Below are 15,811 nucleotides of genomic sequence, written 5' to 3'. Positions count from 1 at the left end.
CCAACGGTTGCTTCCCTAAGTTTATTCCATTTTTAGAAGATGCGTGCTTCTTAGTCCGCTAGTCGCCGGAAGAACGCGAACCGAGCTCTGCATCCAGACGCAGGAGGCCACTTCCATCGTTGCCAATTAGCTTCACGCGATCCAGAATTTCAGAGACGGTTGCTTCTTCCTCAATCTGCTCGTCGATAAACCAGTGCAGCAATGGCAAAGAGTCGATGTCGCCTTCGGTCTGAGCCAGTCGGTACAGTTCGCGAATTGCTTCGGAGACTTTCTGCTCATGAGCCAGCGAAGCGGCAAAAGCGTCGGCGACGTTCTTGACATTCACTTCTGGCGCTGGCTGCTCGCCAATCTTCGGGTGAGCTGAACGATCGGTCATGTGCGTGATGAACTTTTCCGCGTGGACGATTTCCTCGCCAGCTTGCGCACGGAACCAGCCAGCAATGCCGGGAAGGCTCATGACGTCCATTTCAACTGCCAGCTGACGGTACACCGTCGCTGCGGTTAGTTCGAGAGTTACCTGGGTGCTGAAGGCTTCTGCCAGTTTTCCTGTAAGATCCATGTCTTTAGACTAGGACTCTTTTGCCAACTTGTCACCGAAGTTTGGACACACTTAGTCCAACTTGAATTAGGGAATCACCCCACGTTGACAGCAGGTTAACCTAGCCGATGCTAAAAAAGGTTAGGTAAACCGAAGCCAGCTTAATTACCGGTTCAGCCCAGCACGACGCAGCGCTTCTGCCATCGCAGTATTGCCCGATGCCGCAGATTCAGGTTCTTGATTCCCCTGCCTGCGGTTTTGGCCGCTGCGATTCTGCCCATTGCGAGCGCCAGAAGCGCCGCCGCCTGCGTGCCGACGCTCTCGCGGGGCAGCAACTTTGGCCGATTCACCGGCCACCGGCAATTCATCATCCAGACGCAGGGTTAGTGAAATGCGTTTGCGTGACGTATCGACTTCCAGGACCTTTACCTTGACGATCTGCCCGGAACTGACCACTTCGCGCGGATCAGAAATGAACTTGGTGCTCATCGCCGAGACGTGAATGAGTCCGTCCTGATGAACGCCCAAGTCAACGAAGGCGCCAAATGCAGCGACGTTGGATACGGTGCCTTCCAGAATCATTCCCGGCTTGACGTCGCTGATGGTTTCAACGCCTTCCTTCAGCGAGGCCGTGACAAACTCGCCACGAGGATCTCGAGCTGGACGACGCAATTCAGAAATCACATCTCGAATGGTGGGCTCCCCGAATTGCTCGGTCACAAAGTCCTGGGGCTTCAGCTCTTCCAGCCTGCGGCCCTGCTCCTCGGCGGTTTGCTGCAGAGTCTTGGCCAATGCATAAGCTTCCGGGTGCACCGAAGATGCATCCAGCATTTCCTTGCCTCCGGTGATACGCAAGAAGCCGGCGCACTGTTCAAATGCCTTCGCGCCCAAACGTGGCACCTTCAGCAGGTCCTTGCGCGTGGCAAACGGACCATTGGCATTTCGGTGGTCAACAATATTCCGGCTCAACAGCGGTCCAACTCCAGCAACCCGCGACAGCAACGCTGGCGATGCCGTGTTCACGTCAACGCCCACCGCGTTCACACAGTCCTCAACCACAGCATCCAACGCACGATCTAACTTCGACGCCGTGACATCATGCTGGTACTGTCCGACGCCAATGGACTTCGGATCAATCTTGACCAGCTCCGCCAGCGGATCTTGGAGGCGGCGTGCAATCGACACCGCTCCGCGCAGGGAAACATCCATTCCGGGCAGCTCCTGGCTGGCCAGCTCGGAGGCGGAATAGACAGATGCTCCAGCCTCGGAAACGATCACCTTGCTGATCCCGGAGCCGCCAAGCACCTTGATGACTTCAGCTGCCAATCGATCGGTTTCACGACCTGCTGTTCCGTTGCCTACCGCAATCAGGGTTGTGCCATGCTTCTTCGCCAGCCGGGCCAAGGTGGCCACCGACTCGTCCCACTTCTTGGCAGGTGCATGCGGGTAGATCGTGGCTGTCTCAACAGACTTTCCAGTGAGGTCGACTACCGCAACCTTCACACCTGTACGCAGGCCCGGATCCAATCCCAGAACGGCCTTGTTTCCCGCTGGTGCTGCCAATAGGACGTCGCGAAGATTCGCCGCAAAGATCTTAACGGATTCGTCTTCCGCTGCTTCAAACAGCCGTGAACGCAGGTCTGACTCGAAGCGCGTGAGCAAACGGGCCTTCCAAGTCAAGCGAACGGTTTGGGAAATCCAGGACGCCGTGGCCGCACCCGGTGGTACGTTCAGGCCCAATGATGCGGTTATGGCATTTTCGAAACCCTGGCGTGCCTGGGCCAGAGCATCCTCGTCACGCGGATCTGCTTCAGCCAGCTGGAGGTTCAGGACACCCTCGCGTTCACCTCGCAAGAGCGCCAAGACCCGGTGCGAAGGCAGTCGGTCCAAGTTCGCAACATAGTCCAAGTAGTCGGAGTATTTCCCCTGGCCTTCTGCGGTGGCAGTGTTGGAAACACTGGCACTGATCTTGCCCTTGTTCCAAAGGCGTTCACGAAGTTCGCTTGCGAGCACCACATCTTGGGAGACTCGTTCGGTCACGATGGAACGTGCACCAGAAAGAACATCCGCTTCAGTAGCGAATCCTGCCTCTGCATTGAGGTATCCGGCGGCAGCCTGCAGCGGATCGGTGTCCGGGGTGGAAAGCAACAAGTCCGCCAACGGTTCCAAGCCTGCTTCGCGGGCAATCTGCGCCTTGGTGCGACGCTTGGACTTGAACGGCAGGTAAATGTCTTCAAGTTCAGCTTTAGTGGTGGCCGCGGCAATCGTGGCTGACAGCTGCTCGGTCAGCTTGCCGGAGTCATTGATCGCTTCGAGGATTGTGGCGCGGCGATCTTCCAATTCACGCAGGTAGCGCAGGCGTTCTTCGAGCAAACGCAATTGGCTGTCGCTGAGCATGCCGGTTGCTTCTTTGCGATAGCGGGCAATGAACGGAACCGTTGATCCCGAATCGAGTAGTTCTACGGCTGCCTTGATCTGCCAGACGGCGACCGTGGATTCAATGGATAGCTCCTGAGCCAGCTGGGCGACAATTCGCTCTTGGATGGCACGGTCATTGCTGGTGTTCTTCTGCTCGCTGCTCACCGATCCATTGTGCCTCACTGGCTGCAAAGTTCAGATGATCGACTCGGTTGGCATTCAGCAGAAATTCAACATTAATGGTTAGGATTTAGTTCCATGGGGAAAGTTAAAGTTCGTAAGACAGCAACACTGTTTGCCATCACATCGGTGGTGGTTCTCAGCGCCGGATGCTCCGTTGTCCAGGACACTGCGTCGAGCGCAGCCAATCAGCTCACTGATGCCGCTAGCAAGGAGATTGTTCGCCAGGCCTGCGCTCCAATACAGGATGGCACCATTGACTCCAGCGAGCTGCGCGTCTTGTCTTCCATCGTGAAATCAGTGGATGGCGGCGGACTGCCCGAAGAGATGGTCCAGGTACTTAACGACCTCGCTGATTCCGGTGACCAGGCTCCTGTCGCTTTGCAGGACCGGCTCAAGGAAGCTTGCGACAACGCTGCAGCTGAAGGCAACTGACTGCGCCCTGGCCACTATGCCGGTGTTCTAGACTTTTCTCATGGTTGAGATTCCCACCAGCGGCAAAGTCAGACTCGATGCCTGGTTGTGGTCCGTGCGAATTTACAAAACACGATCCGCAGCGACGGCTGCGTGCCGCGCAGGTCACGTGCGTTTAAACGGCGACCCGGTCAAGGCTTCGCAGACTGTCGTTGCAGGTGACCGCGTCCGTGTGCGCAAAGATGGATTTGACCGTGACCTTGAAATCACGGGCCTGCTTTCCAAGCGCGTTTCAGCTCCCGTGGCCACCAAGTGCTACTTGGACCATACGCCACCCCGAGAACGTGTCGTCATACCGCAGGTTCCGGTGCGCGAACGCGGTGCCGGGCGCCCCACCAAGAAGGATCGCCGCGAAATGGACCGCTTGCGCACTTCCTGGCAGGAGCCCGACACCGAGCTGTAGTTCTCCACAGCGCCCGCGTCTAGGATAATTCGATGGCTGGAACGTCAGCCTCGAAATCAAAGATTTGCGAGTAGAAGGCCAACGAGCTTTCCAGCGCCCGCACAATATTTTCAGACTTTCTGAAGCCATGCTGTTCGCCTTCAAAAAGGATGTACGCATGAGCGATGCCTCGTTCGGCGAGCGCATCAGCGACCACCTGCGACTGAGCTGGCGGAACCACTTTGTCTTCATCACCCTGCAGGAGCAAAACCGGGCAGGAGATCTTTGAAACGTGGTTGATCGGCGCGCGCTTCTCGTAGAGATCCGCTGCCTCCGGATATGGGCCGACCAACGAGAACATGTACTGGGATTCGAAGTCGTGCGTGTCTTGAACCAGCCCCACCAAATCGGAAACGCCATACCGGCTGATGCCAGCGGTAAAAACATCCGAGAAGGTCAATGCGCACAGTACGGTCCATCCCCCGGCGCTTCCGCCTTCGATGCCAATGCGTGCCGGGTCAGCAATCTTTTGTCCGACCAAGGCATGGATTACGGCGACCGTATCAGAAACGTCAACAACGCCCCATGCTCCACGCAATCGGTTGCGGTATTCACGGCCATATCCCGTCGAGCCACCGTAGTTCACGTCCACCACGCCAATGCCACGCGAGGTGTAATAGGCCACCGCTGCACTCAAAGTCGCCGAGGCCTGGCTAGTTGGTCCGCCGTGGACAAAGGTGACGAAGGGTGGCAGTTCACCGTCCATCCCGGCCATGCCGTCTTGGGCTGGACGATAGAGCAATGCGTGCACCGACTGTCCGGCAAGGTTCTTGCATTGGAATTCTTCAACAGATGGCAGCATCCCTGCTTCTGGCAAGTTCTCCATGGACCGGGTCACCGCGTGGTGTTCCAAGGATTCGAGGTTGATCAGGGTGATCTCTTCACCATGGGTCATCGATGAGGTTCCGGCCAACAGCCAGTCATCGTTGACGGCAAAGGGCCGGACACGGGTGAAGGGCAGTTCAAGATCGTCTAATCCCCCGGTGTCCGAATGCACACGGGCCAGGGACGTGGTTCCTGTCCCGTAGGAGCACAACAGGGTATGTTGATTTTCGACCAGGTACCAGCTGGTCCCGACCTGCCATAAGGGTCCGGCGAATTCTGCCGGGCGGTCAACAAGGCGAGTGGTGCGCGAAGAACCGTTTTGGTACACATAGGGGTTCCACCAGCCGCTGGCATCGGAGATGAATGCCAGCCGGTCATCGTCCAGCCATTCGGGCTGCATGACAGATTCTTCTGCTCCGCCGGCAATCACTTCGCTCTCCAGCAGTCCGGTTTCGGTGAATCCAGCCAGGTGCAAATAGGTGGAATCCCAAGGCATGTTCGGATGCTCCCAGCTGATCCAGGACAGCTTCTGGCCATTGGGGCTGAGCCGCGGGGAAGCCACAAATCGTGCAGGTACGCTCAGGATCCTAATATTGGAGAGCTCTTCCCCCGCACTGCCATCGAGCGGGATTTGCACGATATGGCGCACGGGCTCGCCGCGAAGGTCTTCCATGATGGCAAGGATGCTGCCCTCGGGGCCGCGGGTGAATTCTGCAAAGCGCAGTTGCGGGTCGCCCTCGACCGTGCTGGCCGGGGTCAACGGCACCGGTTGATGCTCGCCAATGCCCACCGTGTACACGCGTTGGTCGGCAAAGTTGGAGAAGATGATCTTGCCGGCTCCCGATTCGTCCAGCATCCAGCTGGAGCCGCCATATTCGTGAACCCGTGAGCGGACGTTATACGGTGCATTGACCAGTTCCTTGCCGTGTTGGCCATCGGTGCCGTATTCCACCAGCGTGATCCGGCCGCCTTCTGCGGGGCGCCCTTCTTGGACAATGACGTGGTCTTTGAAGAAGCAGGCACCGCCTAATGGTTTAGTCCCCGCTGCAACGTCTTGAGCCGTGATTGATGAGGGCCAGGATCCATAAGGTAAGTGCATAGGCATATTCTTGATCCTAGCGATCTTTGGGTTGCAGAACGACCCTCCCAAAGTATGATTCCGACGAGCTGGGATAAAACGATGAGCAAATATGCCGTGTTCCTACGAGGCGTGAATGTTGGCGGCGTCAAGGTGCTGATGAAAGACCTCGCGCTCCTGCTTCAGGACGGTGGGTTCAGCGACGTCAAGACGCTGCTGGCTAGCGGCAACGTGGTGCTCGCCTCCGACATCCCGGATCCGTTGATGATCCAAGGCCGGTGCAATGACCTTTTGCGCGCGTACTATCTCCGAGACATCCCTACCCTCGTTTTCACCCAAGAGGAAATCGAGGACTTGGCTGGGCCATTCGGGCTGCCGTTGCCCGAACCCGTGGAGCAGCATCATGGTTATCTCACCTTGTGCCATAGCGTGCAGGATGCCCAGGAGCTGGGGCAGGCCATCCAGGCACTGGGTGATCCGCGCGACTTCTTGGTCACGGGTCGTGCAGTGCAGTGGATCGCATCCAAGGGAACCAGTACTACCGATCCAGTGGCGAAACTGGTTCAGGCCCAGGCCAAGCTACGGGTTCTGACTACCCGGAACCACAACACCCTGGTCAAGATCGCCAAGATTCTTTGCTGATCGGCACTTCGGGTAATAATTGTTCATTGACCACACGTCGCCCACCCCGCTTGAGGCACTGGAATGTACATCCTGATTGAACTCGTCGGTATTTTCTTCTTTGCCGTGGCTGGATCCTTGATGGCCGCCCGCAGGGGATTCGATATTTTGGGATCGGCCTTCCTAGGTGGCGTGTGCGGCTTGGGCGGAGGGCTGGTCCGCGACGTGATTCTCAATCAGTCGCCGGCAACCTTTGAACACCCGATCTATTTTGTACCTCCGGTCTTGGCCGCACTGTGCGTCTATGCGTTCACGCCCGCCGTTCAGAAGCTGCACCGCCTGGTTCAGCTTTTTGATGCTGCCGGACTGGGCCTGTTTTGCGTGACTGGGACGTTGAAGGCCCTGGAGCATCAGTTCAATCCGGTGACGGCAGTGTTGCTGGGCGTGATCACCAGCGTTGGCGGCGGACTGCTGCGAGACGTCATTTCCAATGTGACTCCAGACCTCTTCAATCCGCGCGATATCTACGCGCTGGCTGCCATGGTGGGATCTGGGCTCACGGCCATTGCGTGGCATCTGGGATCCATGAGCGTTCCGGTGGGTGCAGCGATCGCGGCGTTGGCGTTCCTGATTCGTGTGGCGTCGCTGCGTTTTGGCTGGTCGGTTCCGCTGGCTGCCGGCCACTGGCACCGTGCCCATCAGAATCCTCCGGCACCGGATGGTCCCCAACGACACTTCTAGGTGGGCAGCTGCGGATGCTTCTTGCTTCTCAGTCGATGCGCTCGAGCTTGCCCAGATCTTCGGTGCTCGGGGAATCGTCTTCGATAGTGCGTGGCGGGTTGATGATCACCGCACCGATGAGCATCACAACAACACAGCCCGCGAGCATTGAGAATGCGGCACCCCATGAATCCGTGGCCTTCTGCACCAGGCCAAAGAGCATCGGCACAATGGCCGCCCCGGCGTAGCCCAGGCCCTGGGCAAAGCCCGAGAGCACGCCCGAACCGTAGGTGGTGCGTGAACGCAGGTTCATCATCAGCAAGGCAATGGCAAACGTTCCCTGGCCCAGTCCGGCGGCGCAAACCCACAGGGCAGTGTTGCGGGTTGGCGACAGGAAGATGCCCAGGTGTCCGATGATCCAGCAGGCAGTGAAAATCAGCACCGCGATAATCGGGTTTTTCAGCCGGGGAACCCACAGTGGAACCAGCAGGCTTACTGGCAGGCCGAGGATGGCAAACAGGGCCAGCATATTTCCTGCGGTCAATTCGTCGAGGCCACGATTCTGCAGGTACGGCGGCAACCAGGTGAAGTACACGTAGGTTTGAGCTGAGTTGCCGGCAAGGTAGATGGCAAGGCCCCAGGCAACTTTGGATTTCCATGGATTGATCTTGGCAATGGGGTGCGCAGCCCCGCTCGCATTGACCGAGTGTTCCGGACGCGTGACGCCACGATCAGCAAAGAGCTGCACCATCCACGGGATCAGCACGAGGCTGGAGAGCAGCGCCCAGGAACCGATGGAGATTTTCCAGTTGCTCAGGTTGGCCATCGGGACTGAGAATTGCGGCGCCATCCAGGTTCCGATGGCCAGCATCGTGACATAGCCGCTGGTGACCAGTCCGATTCGTTCTGGGAAATATTTCTTCACCAGCGGCGGCAGAACCACGTTGCCCATGCCGTAGCCGGCAAGTGTGACAATCGACAGCGCCAGGAATGAGTACACCTCGGGCATGAAGACACGGGCCAGCTGGCCTACCACAGCCAGCGCCAGCGAAATGATCAGCGTCTTTTCCAAGCCGAAGGATTTGATCAGCTTCGGGGTGAGCAAGCCGAAAATCGCAAAGGCGATCGGTGCCAGCATGGCCAGCAATCCCGTGGTGAATTCGGTGAAGGGAATGTCGGCTTCAATGCGGGCCAGCAGCGGTGACACCGAGACAACAGCGGCGCGCAGCGATAGGGCCAGCAGCAGGATGCCAAGTAGAGCCCCTATCCGTGAGCGTATGGAGGTAGCAACGCTGTCTTTCGCCATTGAAGTCTTTCTGCTCAGTGTTCGTTGAGATTTCCCAACTTTTTTAGTGTTGAGACCAACTGTAGTAACCGATCGAGCTCACCATCAAAATTACGCTGGTACCACGTGCCCGGAAGCGAGAGTTCAGCATAGAGCCCTTCACCGGTGAGCATGACCAAATGAGCCAGGTCCTTGCTGCCGACGTCATCGAGAATGCTCCGGTACCAGCGTTCGTTGGTGCTTTCAATTTTCTCGGTGGCATTCACGACTCCTGCCTGAGCCAATCGGTGCAGGGCGACCAGATGACGGTCTAGTTCCGTGTCCACTTCGGCGCTCGTGCGGATGAAGTAGGCGGCCCCGCCTTCCTCCGCGCTGCTCATGGCTTCCACGTCTCGAGCTATATGCACTTCAGCCTCTTCGATAACGGCTTTTGCCAGTGCATCTTTGGAAGCGAAGTGGTAAAGCAGTCCCCCTTTGGAAACTCCGGCACGAGCCGCGGTGGCATCCAGCGTCGCCGCGCGCTCCCCTTCTTCGCATAGCAGCGCAATATAGGCGTCCAGCACTTTGCCGCGTGCAGCTGGTGGGCGGGCCATGGTTCTCCGTTCTATTGGGTGGTGAGCGATTTAACCTTATCGCCGATTGTAACTATACCGTCCGGACGGTACAGTTAACTGGAGTGGTCATCTCCACCGTCCAATCACGAAACCCCAAAGGGTGAAAGCCATGAGCTCAAACATCTCCGAACGCGCCACGGTTCTCAGCAAGCCGCGCCGCTGGGCGGCGTTAGCTGTTCTCATCTTCCCGGTCCTGCTCATTTCCGTGGACAACACCGTCCTGTCATTCGCAGTACCCGCCATTACCGCCGCGCTCTCCCCCAGCGGCAACCAGCTGCTGTGGATCATCGATATTTATCCGCTGGTCCTGGCTGGCCTTTTGGTTCCAATGGGTTCTTTTGGCGACCGCATCGGCCGGCGCCGGCTGCTATTGATTGGTGCCACAGGATTCGCTCTGGTCTCGGCCGTCGCGGCCTTTGCCACCAATGCCGAACAGCTGGTGGCAGCCCGCGCACTGCTCGGCATCTTTGGCGCAATGCTCATGCCGGCAACCCTGTCGCTGATCCGCACCATCTTCCCGGACGCCACCGAACGCCGTGCTGCCGTCGCGGTTTGGGCGGCGGCATTCTCCGGTGGCGCGGTCCTGGGCCCGATTGTCGGCGGCCTGCTGCTGGAGCACTTCTGGTGGGGATCAGTTTTCCTGATGGCCGTGCCAATGCTCTTGCCATTGCTGATCGGTGGCCTGATCCTGGTACCCGAATCCAAGGACCCGAATCCGGGACGCGTTGATCCGCTGTCAATTGTGCTGATCATTTTCGCCTTGTTGCCCTTCACCTACGCTATTAAGTCCTTCACCACCGCGCCATGGTTTGTCCTGGTGGCTGCGGTGGGCGTGGCTGTAATTTGCGGTGTGGCCTTCGTGCGCCGCCAGCTGAAGCAAGAATCTCCGATGCTCGACGTGCGTCTGTTCAAGAACGCCCCTTTTTCCGGAGCCTTGATGGTTAACCTCATCGGAGTGTTCTCGCTGGTCGGTTTCATCTACTTCGTCTCCCAGCACCTGCAGCTGATCGCCGGCCTGAGCCCGATTGAAGCGGGGCTGTGGATGACTCCGGGGCTGGTGCTCACCATGCTCTTCGGGCTGGTCGCCGTCGCCCTCTCCCGCCGCTTCGGATCACCGAACATCATGGCCGTGGGCCTGGTTTTCTCGGCCATTGCCTATTTGCTGGTCATGGTGGCTGGCGAGGGATCCAATGCCGTCCTGCTCATGGTGGCGTTCGCGTTGCTGGGAACCGGCATCGGCATGACCGAGACCCTGTCCAACGACATGACCTTGGCGGCTGTTCCCGCTTCCAAGGCCGGGGCCGCATCGGCAATTTCGGAGACAGCGTATGAGATTGGTTCGGTCTTGGGCGTGGCAGTGCTGGGCACCATCTTGAATTCCGTATATTCCTCGAAGCTGCTCGTGCCCGGTTCGCTGAGCCCGGAGCAAACCGAACTGGCCGGCGAAACACTCGGCGGGGCGCACCAGGTGGCTTCGTCCCTGAATGGCAGCGACGCGCAAGCGCTCATTGAGTCTGCTGCGCAGGCCTTCGACCACGGCGTATTACTCACCTCGAGTATCGCCAGCCTGTTGTCATTGGTGGCTGCAGTTCTCGTATTGCGCGTCATCAAACCGGCAATTCGGTGAACTCAACGAACCACTTACCCAAATTTTTGATTAATTGGTTCAAAGTTGTTCAATTGTTGACGGCAAACACGTAGGCTAGGCAGAGTAGTTCCAAAGTAATTCGCGAAGTACCCGTTAGAAGTATGTGAATGTCGAACCACCTCGGTTGACGCGAGCCCCCTTCTAGACGTGAAGTGAATGACTTGGCTGCTTCGCAACAATAGCTGTCCCCACGGGTTGCAGCACTTGCGTAGATTACAACCAAGCTCGCCAATAAAACTGGCGAGAAACGTCTGAAAGGACCAAAAAGTAATATGGCAACCGGAATCGTAAAGTGGTTCAACGCTGAAAAGGGCTTCGGCTTCATCGCTCCAGACAGCGGAGACCCAGATGTCTTCGCTCACTTCTCCGCCATCCAGACCCAGGGCTTCCGCACCCTGGACGAAGGCCAGAAGGTCGAGTTCGAAGTTGTAGAGGGTCCAAAGGGTCTGCAGGCTGCAGACATCCGCGCTCTCTAAAGAAGGTCTTTGGCTAACGCCTGACTTTTCAAAAGATGGTCACCCAGTGGGTGGCCATCTTTTTATATTGAGGCAGTCACTTCCCGGAATACTTTATTACACACGCTGGTTACATTAAAGGTGAAGCTTTCTATTCTGGATCTTGCCCCGGTCGCACCCGGGCAAAGTATTTCCGACTCTTTCAAGTCCTCCGTCCGACTGGCGCAAACCGCTGAACGCCATGGCTACGAACGGGTCTGGTATGCCGAGCACCACAACATGCCGACCATCGCCTCCAGCGCCACCTCGCTGGTCATCAGCCACGTAGCCCATCACACAAAAACCATTCGACTGGGTTCAGGTGGCGTCATGCTGCCCAACCACTCTCCTTTGGTGATTGCTGAACAGTTCGGCACCTTGGCCTCCATCTACGGGGATCGCATCGATTTGGGCCTGGGGCGTGCGCCGGGCACCGACATGACCACGTTGCGCGCACTGCGCCGCGAGCCTTCGGCCGCCGATTCCTTCCCCCATGATGTTCTGGAGCTCCAGGCTTACCTGGCTGGCGAGTCGCGCATTCCCACGGTGCAGGCAACCCCGGGCGCAGGGACCAACGTCCCCCTGTACATCCTGGGATCCTCGCTATTTGGCGCAAAGCTCGCCGCCCAGCTGGGCCTGCCATACTCCTTCGCCTCCCACTTCGCTCCTGCGGCGCTGCATCAAGCGATCCGTGTCTACCGCGAGGAGTTCACCCCATCGGCCCAGCTGGCCGAGCCTTACGTCATCGCTGGGGTCGGTGTAGCCGCAGCGGAAACCGCCGAGAAGGCCCATGAAGTGCTGAACGTTGCCAAGCGTCACCGCGTGGCCAGCTTCCTGGGGCGCAATGCCAAGAAAGACTTCACTGAAGCAGAAGTAGATATGCTCATGGACACTCCCCAGGCGGAGCAAATCCTCGACATGATGCGATACACGGCAGTGGGCACCGGTGAGCAGGTGGCAGACTACCTTCGGCACTTCGCCACAGCCGCTCAGGCAGATGAACTGATTACGATCCATTACCCCACTGAAGAGCAAGATCGGCTGGACTCGGTCATGATCACGGCTAAAGCCAGCGCGCTGGCCGCAGCCAAGTAGGTCGTTAAAGTACTGTGTCCCGGCAATTTGCCGGGACACAGTGCTTTAAGGCTAGTTTTTGGTGCGCTGTGAAGCGATAGCCCACAGTCCCAAGCCGGCAGCCAGCACCGAGCAGCAGATGGCAAAGACCAGAATGCTGGCTTCTTGGCCGAAGACTCCCACAGCCCAGCCCAGGGCAATCACCGGAACTGCGCTGCCAAGGTAGGTCACCAGGTAAATGGTTGACACCGTCTGGGCATGCTGCCGGTCGCTAACGGCATCCACTGCCCGGCCAAAGGCCGTTCGGAAACTCATTCCCTGGCCCAGGCCAAGAATCACCAAGGCCAGCAATGCGAGGAACAACAATTTGTGTTCAGCGGCTGCCGCCAGCAAGACGGTTGATACTGCCATCAGGCCCAAACCTGCGGGCAAGAGTTTTGCGCCGCCACGCACCACCACCTGCGAGAGCGCCGAGACGCCCAAAGGCAGCCCGGCTATCAGCCCGATGATCCACAGCCCATCCAGGTCAAAGGCTTGCGCAAAGTATCCCGGAGCGAGCGAGAGCACAAATCCGAAGATTGCGAAGCTCAAGAAGCCCACCATAGCGGCCAGCCAGAATTGGGACCGCGCGGTGCTGGGAATGCCCAAGCGCCGAGGCGCCAGCGCCTTGCCGCGCTGGCCGCGTTCAGCCATGGCGATTGCCGGCCGGGCTTGGAGTGTGCTCAGCGGAATCATCACCAGCACCAGGAGCACCGCCTGGAGCATGAACACGGTGCTGCGCCCACCTGGAAGGTCAGCCAGCAAGCCGCCCAGAACCGGGCCGAAGGCCACGCCGCCGGAAGAAGCCAGCAGGGTGAAGCGCGATGCCCACTCAGGCTTGGATGGCAGCAGCTCGCGCAGCGCGGCGGCACTGGCACCAGTTGCCAGGGCGACACCGGCTCCTTGCAGTCCGCGACCGATGCACAGCTCAAGGAGGCTGGAAGCCGAACCGAAAACGAAGGTTCCGGCCAGGGATACGAGCACTGCGATCACCAGGGCGGCACGGCGGCCGATGTGATCGGACCAGTGGCCCACGGTGCACAAGAAGAACATCAGCGAGCAGACGTAGCTGGCGAAGGCGATGGTCGTTCCCATTGCGCCAAGGTGCAGTTCTGCCTGCAGTGCCGGATACAGCGGGGTGGCCAGATTGGCGCCAACCAACAGCAGGAAACTGACCGCTACCGTGATAACCAGCCGTGTGGTTAATCCGGGATTCCAGGATAGGGAGCGCTGCCGCATGGGTTGCATGCGCAGTTCGCTGATAACTGACAAGTTCACTCCCGGTATCAAATTAGTTGAGGCCTTGGCGTCCAGGATCGTCCTGAAAGATTTTTACCGGTGGAGCCACTCGCTGCCCCACCGGTGAGTTGAGCGTTCTGCTTGAGTTTGTCTACTGCAACAGATCGTTCTTTCACTAATATCCCTGCTTTCAAAGCAAGCCGAGTGAATTCTTGCTAGGATTTGAGCAGTTTGGTCAAAATAGTGGCCTTCGCGAGCGCCTGGAGTGAGCATATAGTGCGATTAGACGACGTAGACCTCAAAGTATTGCTTGCCCTCATCAAGGATCCGCGCATCCAGATCTCCGAACTAGCTGATGAGGTTGGCATTGCCCGCAACACGGCACAGTCAAGGTTGCGCCGGCTGCAGCGTTCGGAAATTCTGCGTGATGGCGGACGGGACATCGACCTCGCCAAGCTGGGCTACGACGTGCTCGCCTTTGTCACCCTGGAAGTTAATCACCGGGACCTCGATACGGTGATCACCGCGCTGCGGCAGATCCCCAATGTCCTGGAAATCCACGAGACCTCCGGGCGCGGCGATGCCTGGGTCCGGCTGATCGCCACCGACACGCACCAGCTGCAGTCTGCACTGCGTCAAATTTTGCGCATCAAGGGCGTCACTCGTTCGGAAACCACCTTCGCGTTGCACACGCATTTGGCCTATCGTGCCTCTCCGCTGCTGGAGCACTATTCCGAACACGATCATTAAGTAAGTCATTCACTCTCTGACCGATAAAACAAGACTTTCGTTTCGGGTTATACGGTCCTACGCTGGTGCTACGAGAAGTCACGAGGAGAATCCCCCGACTTCCTGGCGGGTCCCTCGTATCAGCGAAGGAGTACGTCATGAGCAGGGAATTTGAACCGACAGAGTTCGCGCCGGAATTCGGCAACGACATCTATGAGCCAGATGATGGCCGTGATTCACAGGCCTACGAGGGCTCCAGCGATATGCCGGAGACCATGCGCAATCATGATCCGCTGGCCCAGCGCCAATACCTCTATGATGACGATCTGGAAACCGAAGAAGATCTGGATAATGAATTCCCCAGCGATGATTCGGAAGACGGTGAAGACGAGCGGTTTGAACCAGAGGACGAAGACTAGCGTCGCGGCTAAGCAAATCTTGGGCTAAAGGCCATAGACTTTAGAAGTGATTAATCCAGTTCACCTGCGCACCCTGCTCGAAGTAGTCGCGCATCGTTCCTTTGCCACGGCCGCAACACGCCTCGGCTACACGGCCAGTGCTGTATCCCAGCAGATGACAGCGCTGGAACGCAGCACCGGGACTACCTTGTTCGTCCGCGGCGCCCGTTCGATCACCCCCACCCCGGGAGCCATGCGCATGGTCCGCCACGCAAAGCGCGTGCTGACCGACCTTGACGCTCTTATGGCCGATGTCGCCACGATCTCTACCGATGCCACCGATCTTGAAGAAATCAAGCTGGGCATCTTCCCTTCGCTGGCAACCTATGCGCTGCCGCAAATTCTCAAAGCCCCAGATTGGGCCTCCCTGGGCGTCAACCTGCGCTTGTGGATCGGCGAACCGCAACAGACCGTCGCCGGCCTGGGCACCGGTGGCGATCTCGATCTGGCCCTGATCTTCCAGGTAGGACCCGGCGGGCTGTCCTGGCCGGCCTCGCTGGAACGCACCTGGCTGGGTGACGACCAGTTCCGCGTGGTGATCCCTGCTTCATGGCCCATTGCCGACGATTCCCAGCTCACCGTAGACCAGCTGGCAGAGTGGCCTTGGATCTTCCACCACCCGGGCACCTCGGATGCGACATTGATTTCCCGGCTGTTCTCCTCGTACAACATCCATCCCCAGGTGGCGGCCTACTGCGACGACTTCAACGCCTCGCTGAGCTTGGTCTCCTCGGGACTCGGTGCGGCACTGGTCCCAGACCTGGCCATGGCCAATGCCCCCAAGGGCATCCGCATTGTCGATGCCCCTGAAATCCGCCTGGCCCGTTCCATCTTCGCGTTGAAGCCAGAGAACTCGAAGAAGCCGAAAGCCGCACTGGTCTTGGACCGCCTGGCCCAAATCCTGGCCCAGTAGTTCTCGCCCGTTCCACCGGCAC

At 58.4% G+C, this 15,811-nt stretch carries 16 protein-coding genes; 10 read left to right on the top strand and 6 right to left on the bottom strand.

Features of this window, described 5'->3' with window-relative positions; all coding sequences use genetic code 11:
- Positions 1–58: 58 nt before the first annotated feature.
- Together ACT7DV_RS10005 and ACT7DV_RS10000 are read right to left on the bottom strand one after the other, a co-directional pair.
- On the bottom strand, positions 59–559 hold the full coding sequence (locus tag ACT7DV_RS10005) for a ferritin (protein ID WP_060702490.1): 501 nt from the start codon (positions 557–559) through the stop codon (positions 59–61).
- 144 nt (positions 560–703) lie between these two features.
- Positions 704–3,121 carry a Tex family protein gene (locus tag ACT7DV_RS10000; RefSeq protein WP_444662253.1) on the bottom strand — a complete coding sequence of 806 codons (2,418 nt, stop codon included), beginning with the start codon at positions 3,119–3,121 and terminating at the stop codon, positions 704–706.
- A 93-nt stretch (positions 3,122–3,214) separates the two neighbouring features.
- Here ACT7DV_RS10000 and ACT7DV_RS09995 point away from each other — a divergent pair, with 93 nt between their 5' ends.
- Positions 3,215–3,571, top strand: coding sequence for a hypothetical protein (locus ACT7DV_RS09995; protein ID WP_444662251.1), 357 nt, complete (start codon positions 3,215–3,217; stop codon positions 3,569–3,571).
- A gap of 40 nt (positions 3,572–3,611) precedes the next feature.
- Positions 3,612–4,013: an RNA-binding S4 domain-containing protein gene (locus ACT7DV_RS09990; RefSeq protein WP_171919640.1), complete on the top strand. Its 402-nt coding sequence runs from the start codon at positions 3,612–3,614 to the stop codon at positions 4,011–4,013.
- 19 nt (positions 4,014–4,032) lie between these two features.
- Here ACT7DV_RS09990 and ACT7DV_RS09985 read toward each other — a convergent pair whose 3' ends face one another.
- The gene (locus tag ACT7DV_RS09985; RefSeq protein WP_444662249.1) at positions 4,033–5,982 is read right to left on the bottom strand and encodes a S9 family peptidase; all 1,950 of its coding nucleotides are present in this window, start codon (positions 5,980–5,982) and stop codon (positions 4,033–4,035) included.
- Between the two features lie 75 nt (positions 5,983–6,057).
- Between ACT7DV_RS09985 and ACT7DV_RS09980 the strand changes: the two genes are divergently transcribed.
- Together ACT7DV_RS09980 and ACT7DV_RS09975 are read left to right on the top strand one after the other, a co-directional pair.
- On the top strand, positions 6,058–6,597 hold the full coding sequence (locus ACT7DV_RS09980; RefSeq protein WP_444662247.1) for a DUF1697 domain-containing protein: 540 nt from the start codon (positions 6,058–6,060) through the stop codon (positions 6,595–6,597).
- A 63-nt stretch (positions 6,598–6,660) separates the two neighbouring features.
- The gene (locus ACT7DV_RS09975) at positions 6,661–7,317 is read left to right on the top strand and encodes a trimeric intracellular cation channel family protein (RefSeq protein ID WP_444662246.1); all 657 of its coding nucleotides are present in this window, start codon (positions 6,661–6,663) and stop codon (positions 7,315–7,317) included.
- A 28-nt stretch (positions 7,318–7,345) separates the two neighbouring features.
- On the opposite strand, the gene ACT7DV_RS09970 is transcribed toward ACT7DV_RS09975, so the two are convergent.
- On the bottom strand, positions 7,346–8,602 hold the full coding sequence (locus ACT7DV_RS09970; RefSeq protein ID WP_444662244.1) for an MFS transporter: 1,257 nt from the start codon (positions 8,600–8,602) through the stop codon (positions 7,346–7,348).
- Between the two features lie 14 nt (positions 8,603–8,616).
- A complete protein-coding gene (locus ACT7DV_RS09965) occupies positions 8,617–9,174 on the bottom strand; it encodes a TetR/AcrR family transcriptional regulator (protein WP_444662243.1) in 558 nt (185 codons plus the stop codon).
- Positions 9,175–9,304: 130 nt separating this feature from the next.
- Here ACT7DV_RS09965 and ACT7DV_RS09960 point away from each other — a divergent pair, with 130 nt between their 5' ends.
- From ACT7DV_RS09960 to ACT7DV_RS09950, 3 genes are all read left to right on the top strand, one after another.
- Positions 9,305–10,822: an MFS transporter gene (locus ACT7DV_RS09960; protein ID WP_444662241.1), complete on the top strand. Its 1,518-nt coding sequence runs from the start codon at positions 9,305–9,307 to the stop codon at positions 10,820–10,822.
- Between the two features lie 293 nt (positions 10,823–11,115).
- Positions 11,116–11,319, top strand: coding sequence for a cold-shock protein (locus tag ACT7DV_RS09955; protein WP_013349999.1), 204 nt, complete (start codon positions 11,116–11,118; stop codon positions 11,317–11,319).
- Between the two features lie 120 nt (positions 11,320–11,439).
- Positions 11,440–12,432 carry an LLM class flavin-dependent oxidoreductase gene (locus ACT7DV_RS09950; RefSeq protein WP_444662239.1) on the top strand — a complete coding sequence of 331 codons (993 nt, stop codon included), beginning with the start codon at positions 11,440–11,442 and terminating at the stop codon, positions 12,430–12,432.
- A gap of 51 nt (positions 12,433–12,483) precedes the next feature.
- Here ACT7DV_RS09950 and ACT7DV_RS09945 read toward each other — a convergent pair whose 3' ends face one another.
- The gene (locus tag ACT7DV_RS09945; protein WP_444662238.1) at positions 12,484–13,728 is read right to left on the bottom strand and encodes an MFS transporter; all 1,245 of its coding nucleotides are present in this window, start codon (positions 13,726–13,728) and stop codon (positions 12,484–12,486) included.
- A 237-nt stretch (positions 13,729–13,965) separates the two neighbouring features.
- On the opposite strand from ACT7DV_RS09945, the gene ACT7DV_RS09940 reads away from it, so the two are divergent.
- From ACT7DV_RS09940 to ACT7DV_RS09930, 3 genes are all read left to right on the top strand, one after another.
- Positions 13,966–14,439 carry an Lrp/AsnC family transcriptional regulator gene (locus ACT7DV_RS09940; RefSeq protein WP_171920380.1) on the top strand — a complete coding sequence of 158 codons (474 nt, stop codon included), beginning with the start codon at positions 13,966–13,968 and terminating at the stop codon, positions 14,437–14,439.
- A gap of 137 nt (positions 14,440–14,576) precedes the next feature.
- On the top strand, positions 14,577–14,837 hold the full coding sequence (locus ACT7DV_RS09935) for a hypothetical protein (protein WP_444662236.1): 261 nt from the start codon (positions 14,577–14,579) through the stop codon (positions 14,835–14,837).
- A 46-nt stretch (positions 14,838–14,883) separates the two neighbouring features.
- Positions 14,884–15,789, top strand: a complete 906-nt coding sequence (locus tag ACT7DV_RS09930) for a LysR family transcriptional regulator (RefSeq protein ID WP_444662234.1) — start codon at positions 14,884–14,886, stop codon at positions 15,787–15,789.
- Positions 15,790–15,811 lie beyond the last annotated feature (22 nt).

The sequence above is a fragment of the Glutamicibacter sp. TV12E genome, from assembly GCF_052441935.1.
Taxonomy (GTDB): domain Bacteria; phylum Actinomycetota; class Actinomycetes; order Actinomycetales; family Micrococcaceae; genus Glutamicibacter.
This window is presented reverse-complemented; position numbering and strand designations above follow the sequence as displayed.

Bases quoted from the DNA above. Each gene is read 5' to 3' on its own strand.
- ACT7DV_RS09995 (WP_444662251.1), top strand. From the start codon at position 3,215: ATGGGGAAAGTTAAAGTTCGTAAGACAGCAACACTGTTTGCCATCACA.
- ACT7DV_RS09960 (WP_444662241.1), top strand. From the start codon at position 9,305: ATGAGCTCAAACATCTCCGAACGCGCCACGGTTCTCAGCAAGCCGCGC.
- ACT7DV_RS09980 (WP_444662247.1), top strand. From the start codon at position 6,058: ATGAGCAAATATGCCGTGTTCCTACGAGGCGTGAATGTTGGCGGCGTC.
- ACT7DV_RS09975 (WP_444662246.1), top strand. From the start codon at position 6,661: ATGTACATCCTGATTGAACTCGTCGGTATTTTCTTCTTTGCCGTGGCT.
- ACT7DV_RS09990 (WP_171919640.1), top strand. From the start codon at position 3,612: ATGGTTGAGATTCCCACCAGCGGCAAAGTCAGACTCGATGCCTGGTTG.
- ACT7DV_RS10005 (WP_060702490.1), bottom strand. From the start codon at position 559: ATGGATCTTACAGGAAAACTGGCAGAAGCCTTCAGCACCCAGGTAACT.
- ACT7DV_RS09965 (WP_444662243.1), bottom strand. From the start codon at position 9,174: ATGGCCCGCCCACCAGCTGCACGCGGCAAAGTGCTGGACGCCTATATT.
- ACT7DV_RS09955 (WP_013349999.1), top strand. From the start codon at position 11,116: ATGGCAACCGGAATCGTAAAGTGGTTCAACGCTGAAAAGGGCTTCGGC.
- ACT7DV_RS09985 (WP_444662249.1), bottom strand. From the start codon at position 5,982: ATGCCTATGCACTTACCTTATGGATCCTGGCCCTCATCAATCACGGCT.
- ACT7DV_RS09935 (WP_444662236.1), top strand. From the start codon at position 14,577: ATGAGCAGGGAATTTGAACCGACAGAGTTCGCGCCGGAATTCGGCAAC.
- ACT7DV_RS09970 (WP_444662244.1), bottom strand. From the start codon at position 8,602: ATGGCGAAAGACAGCGTTGCTACCTCCATACGCTCACGGATAGGGGCT.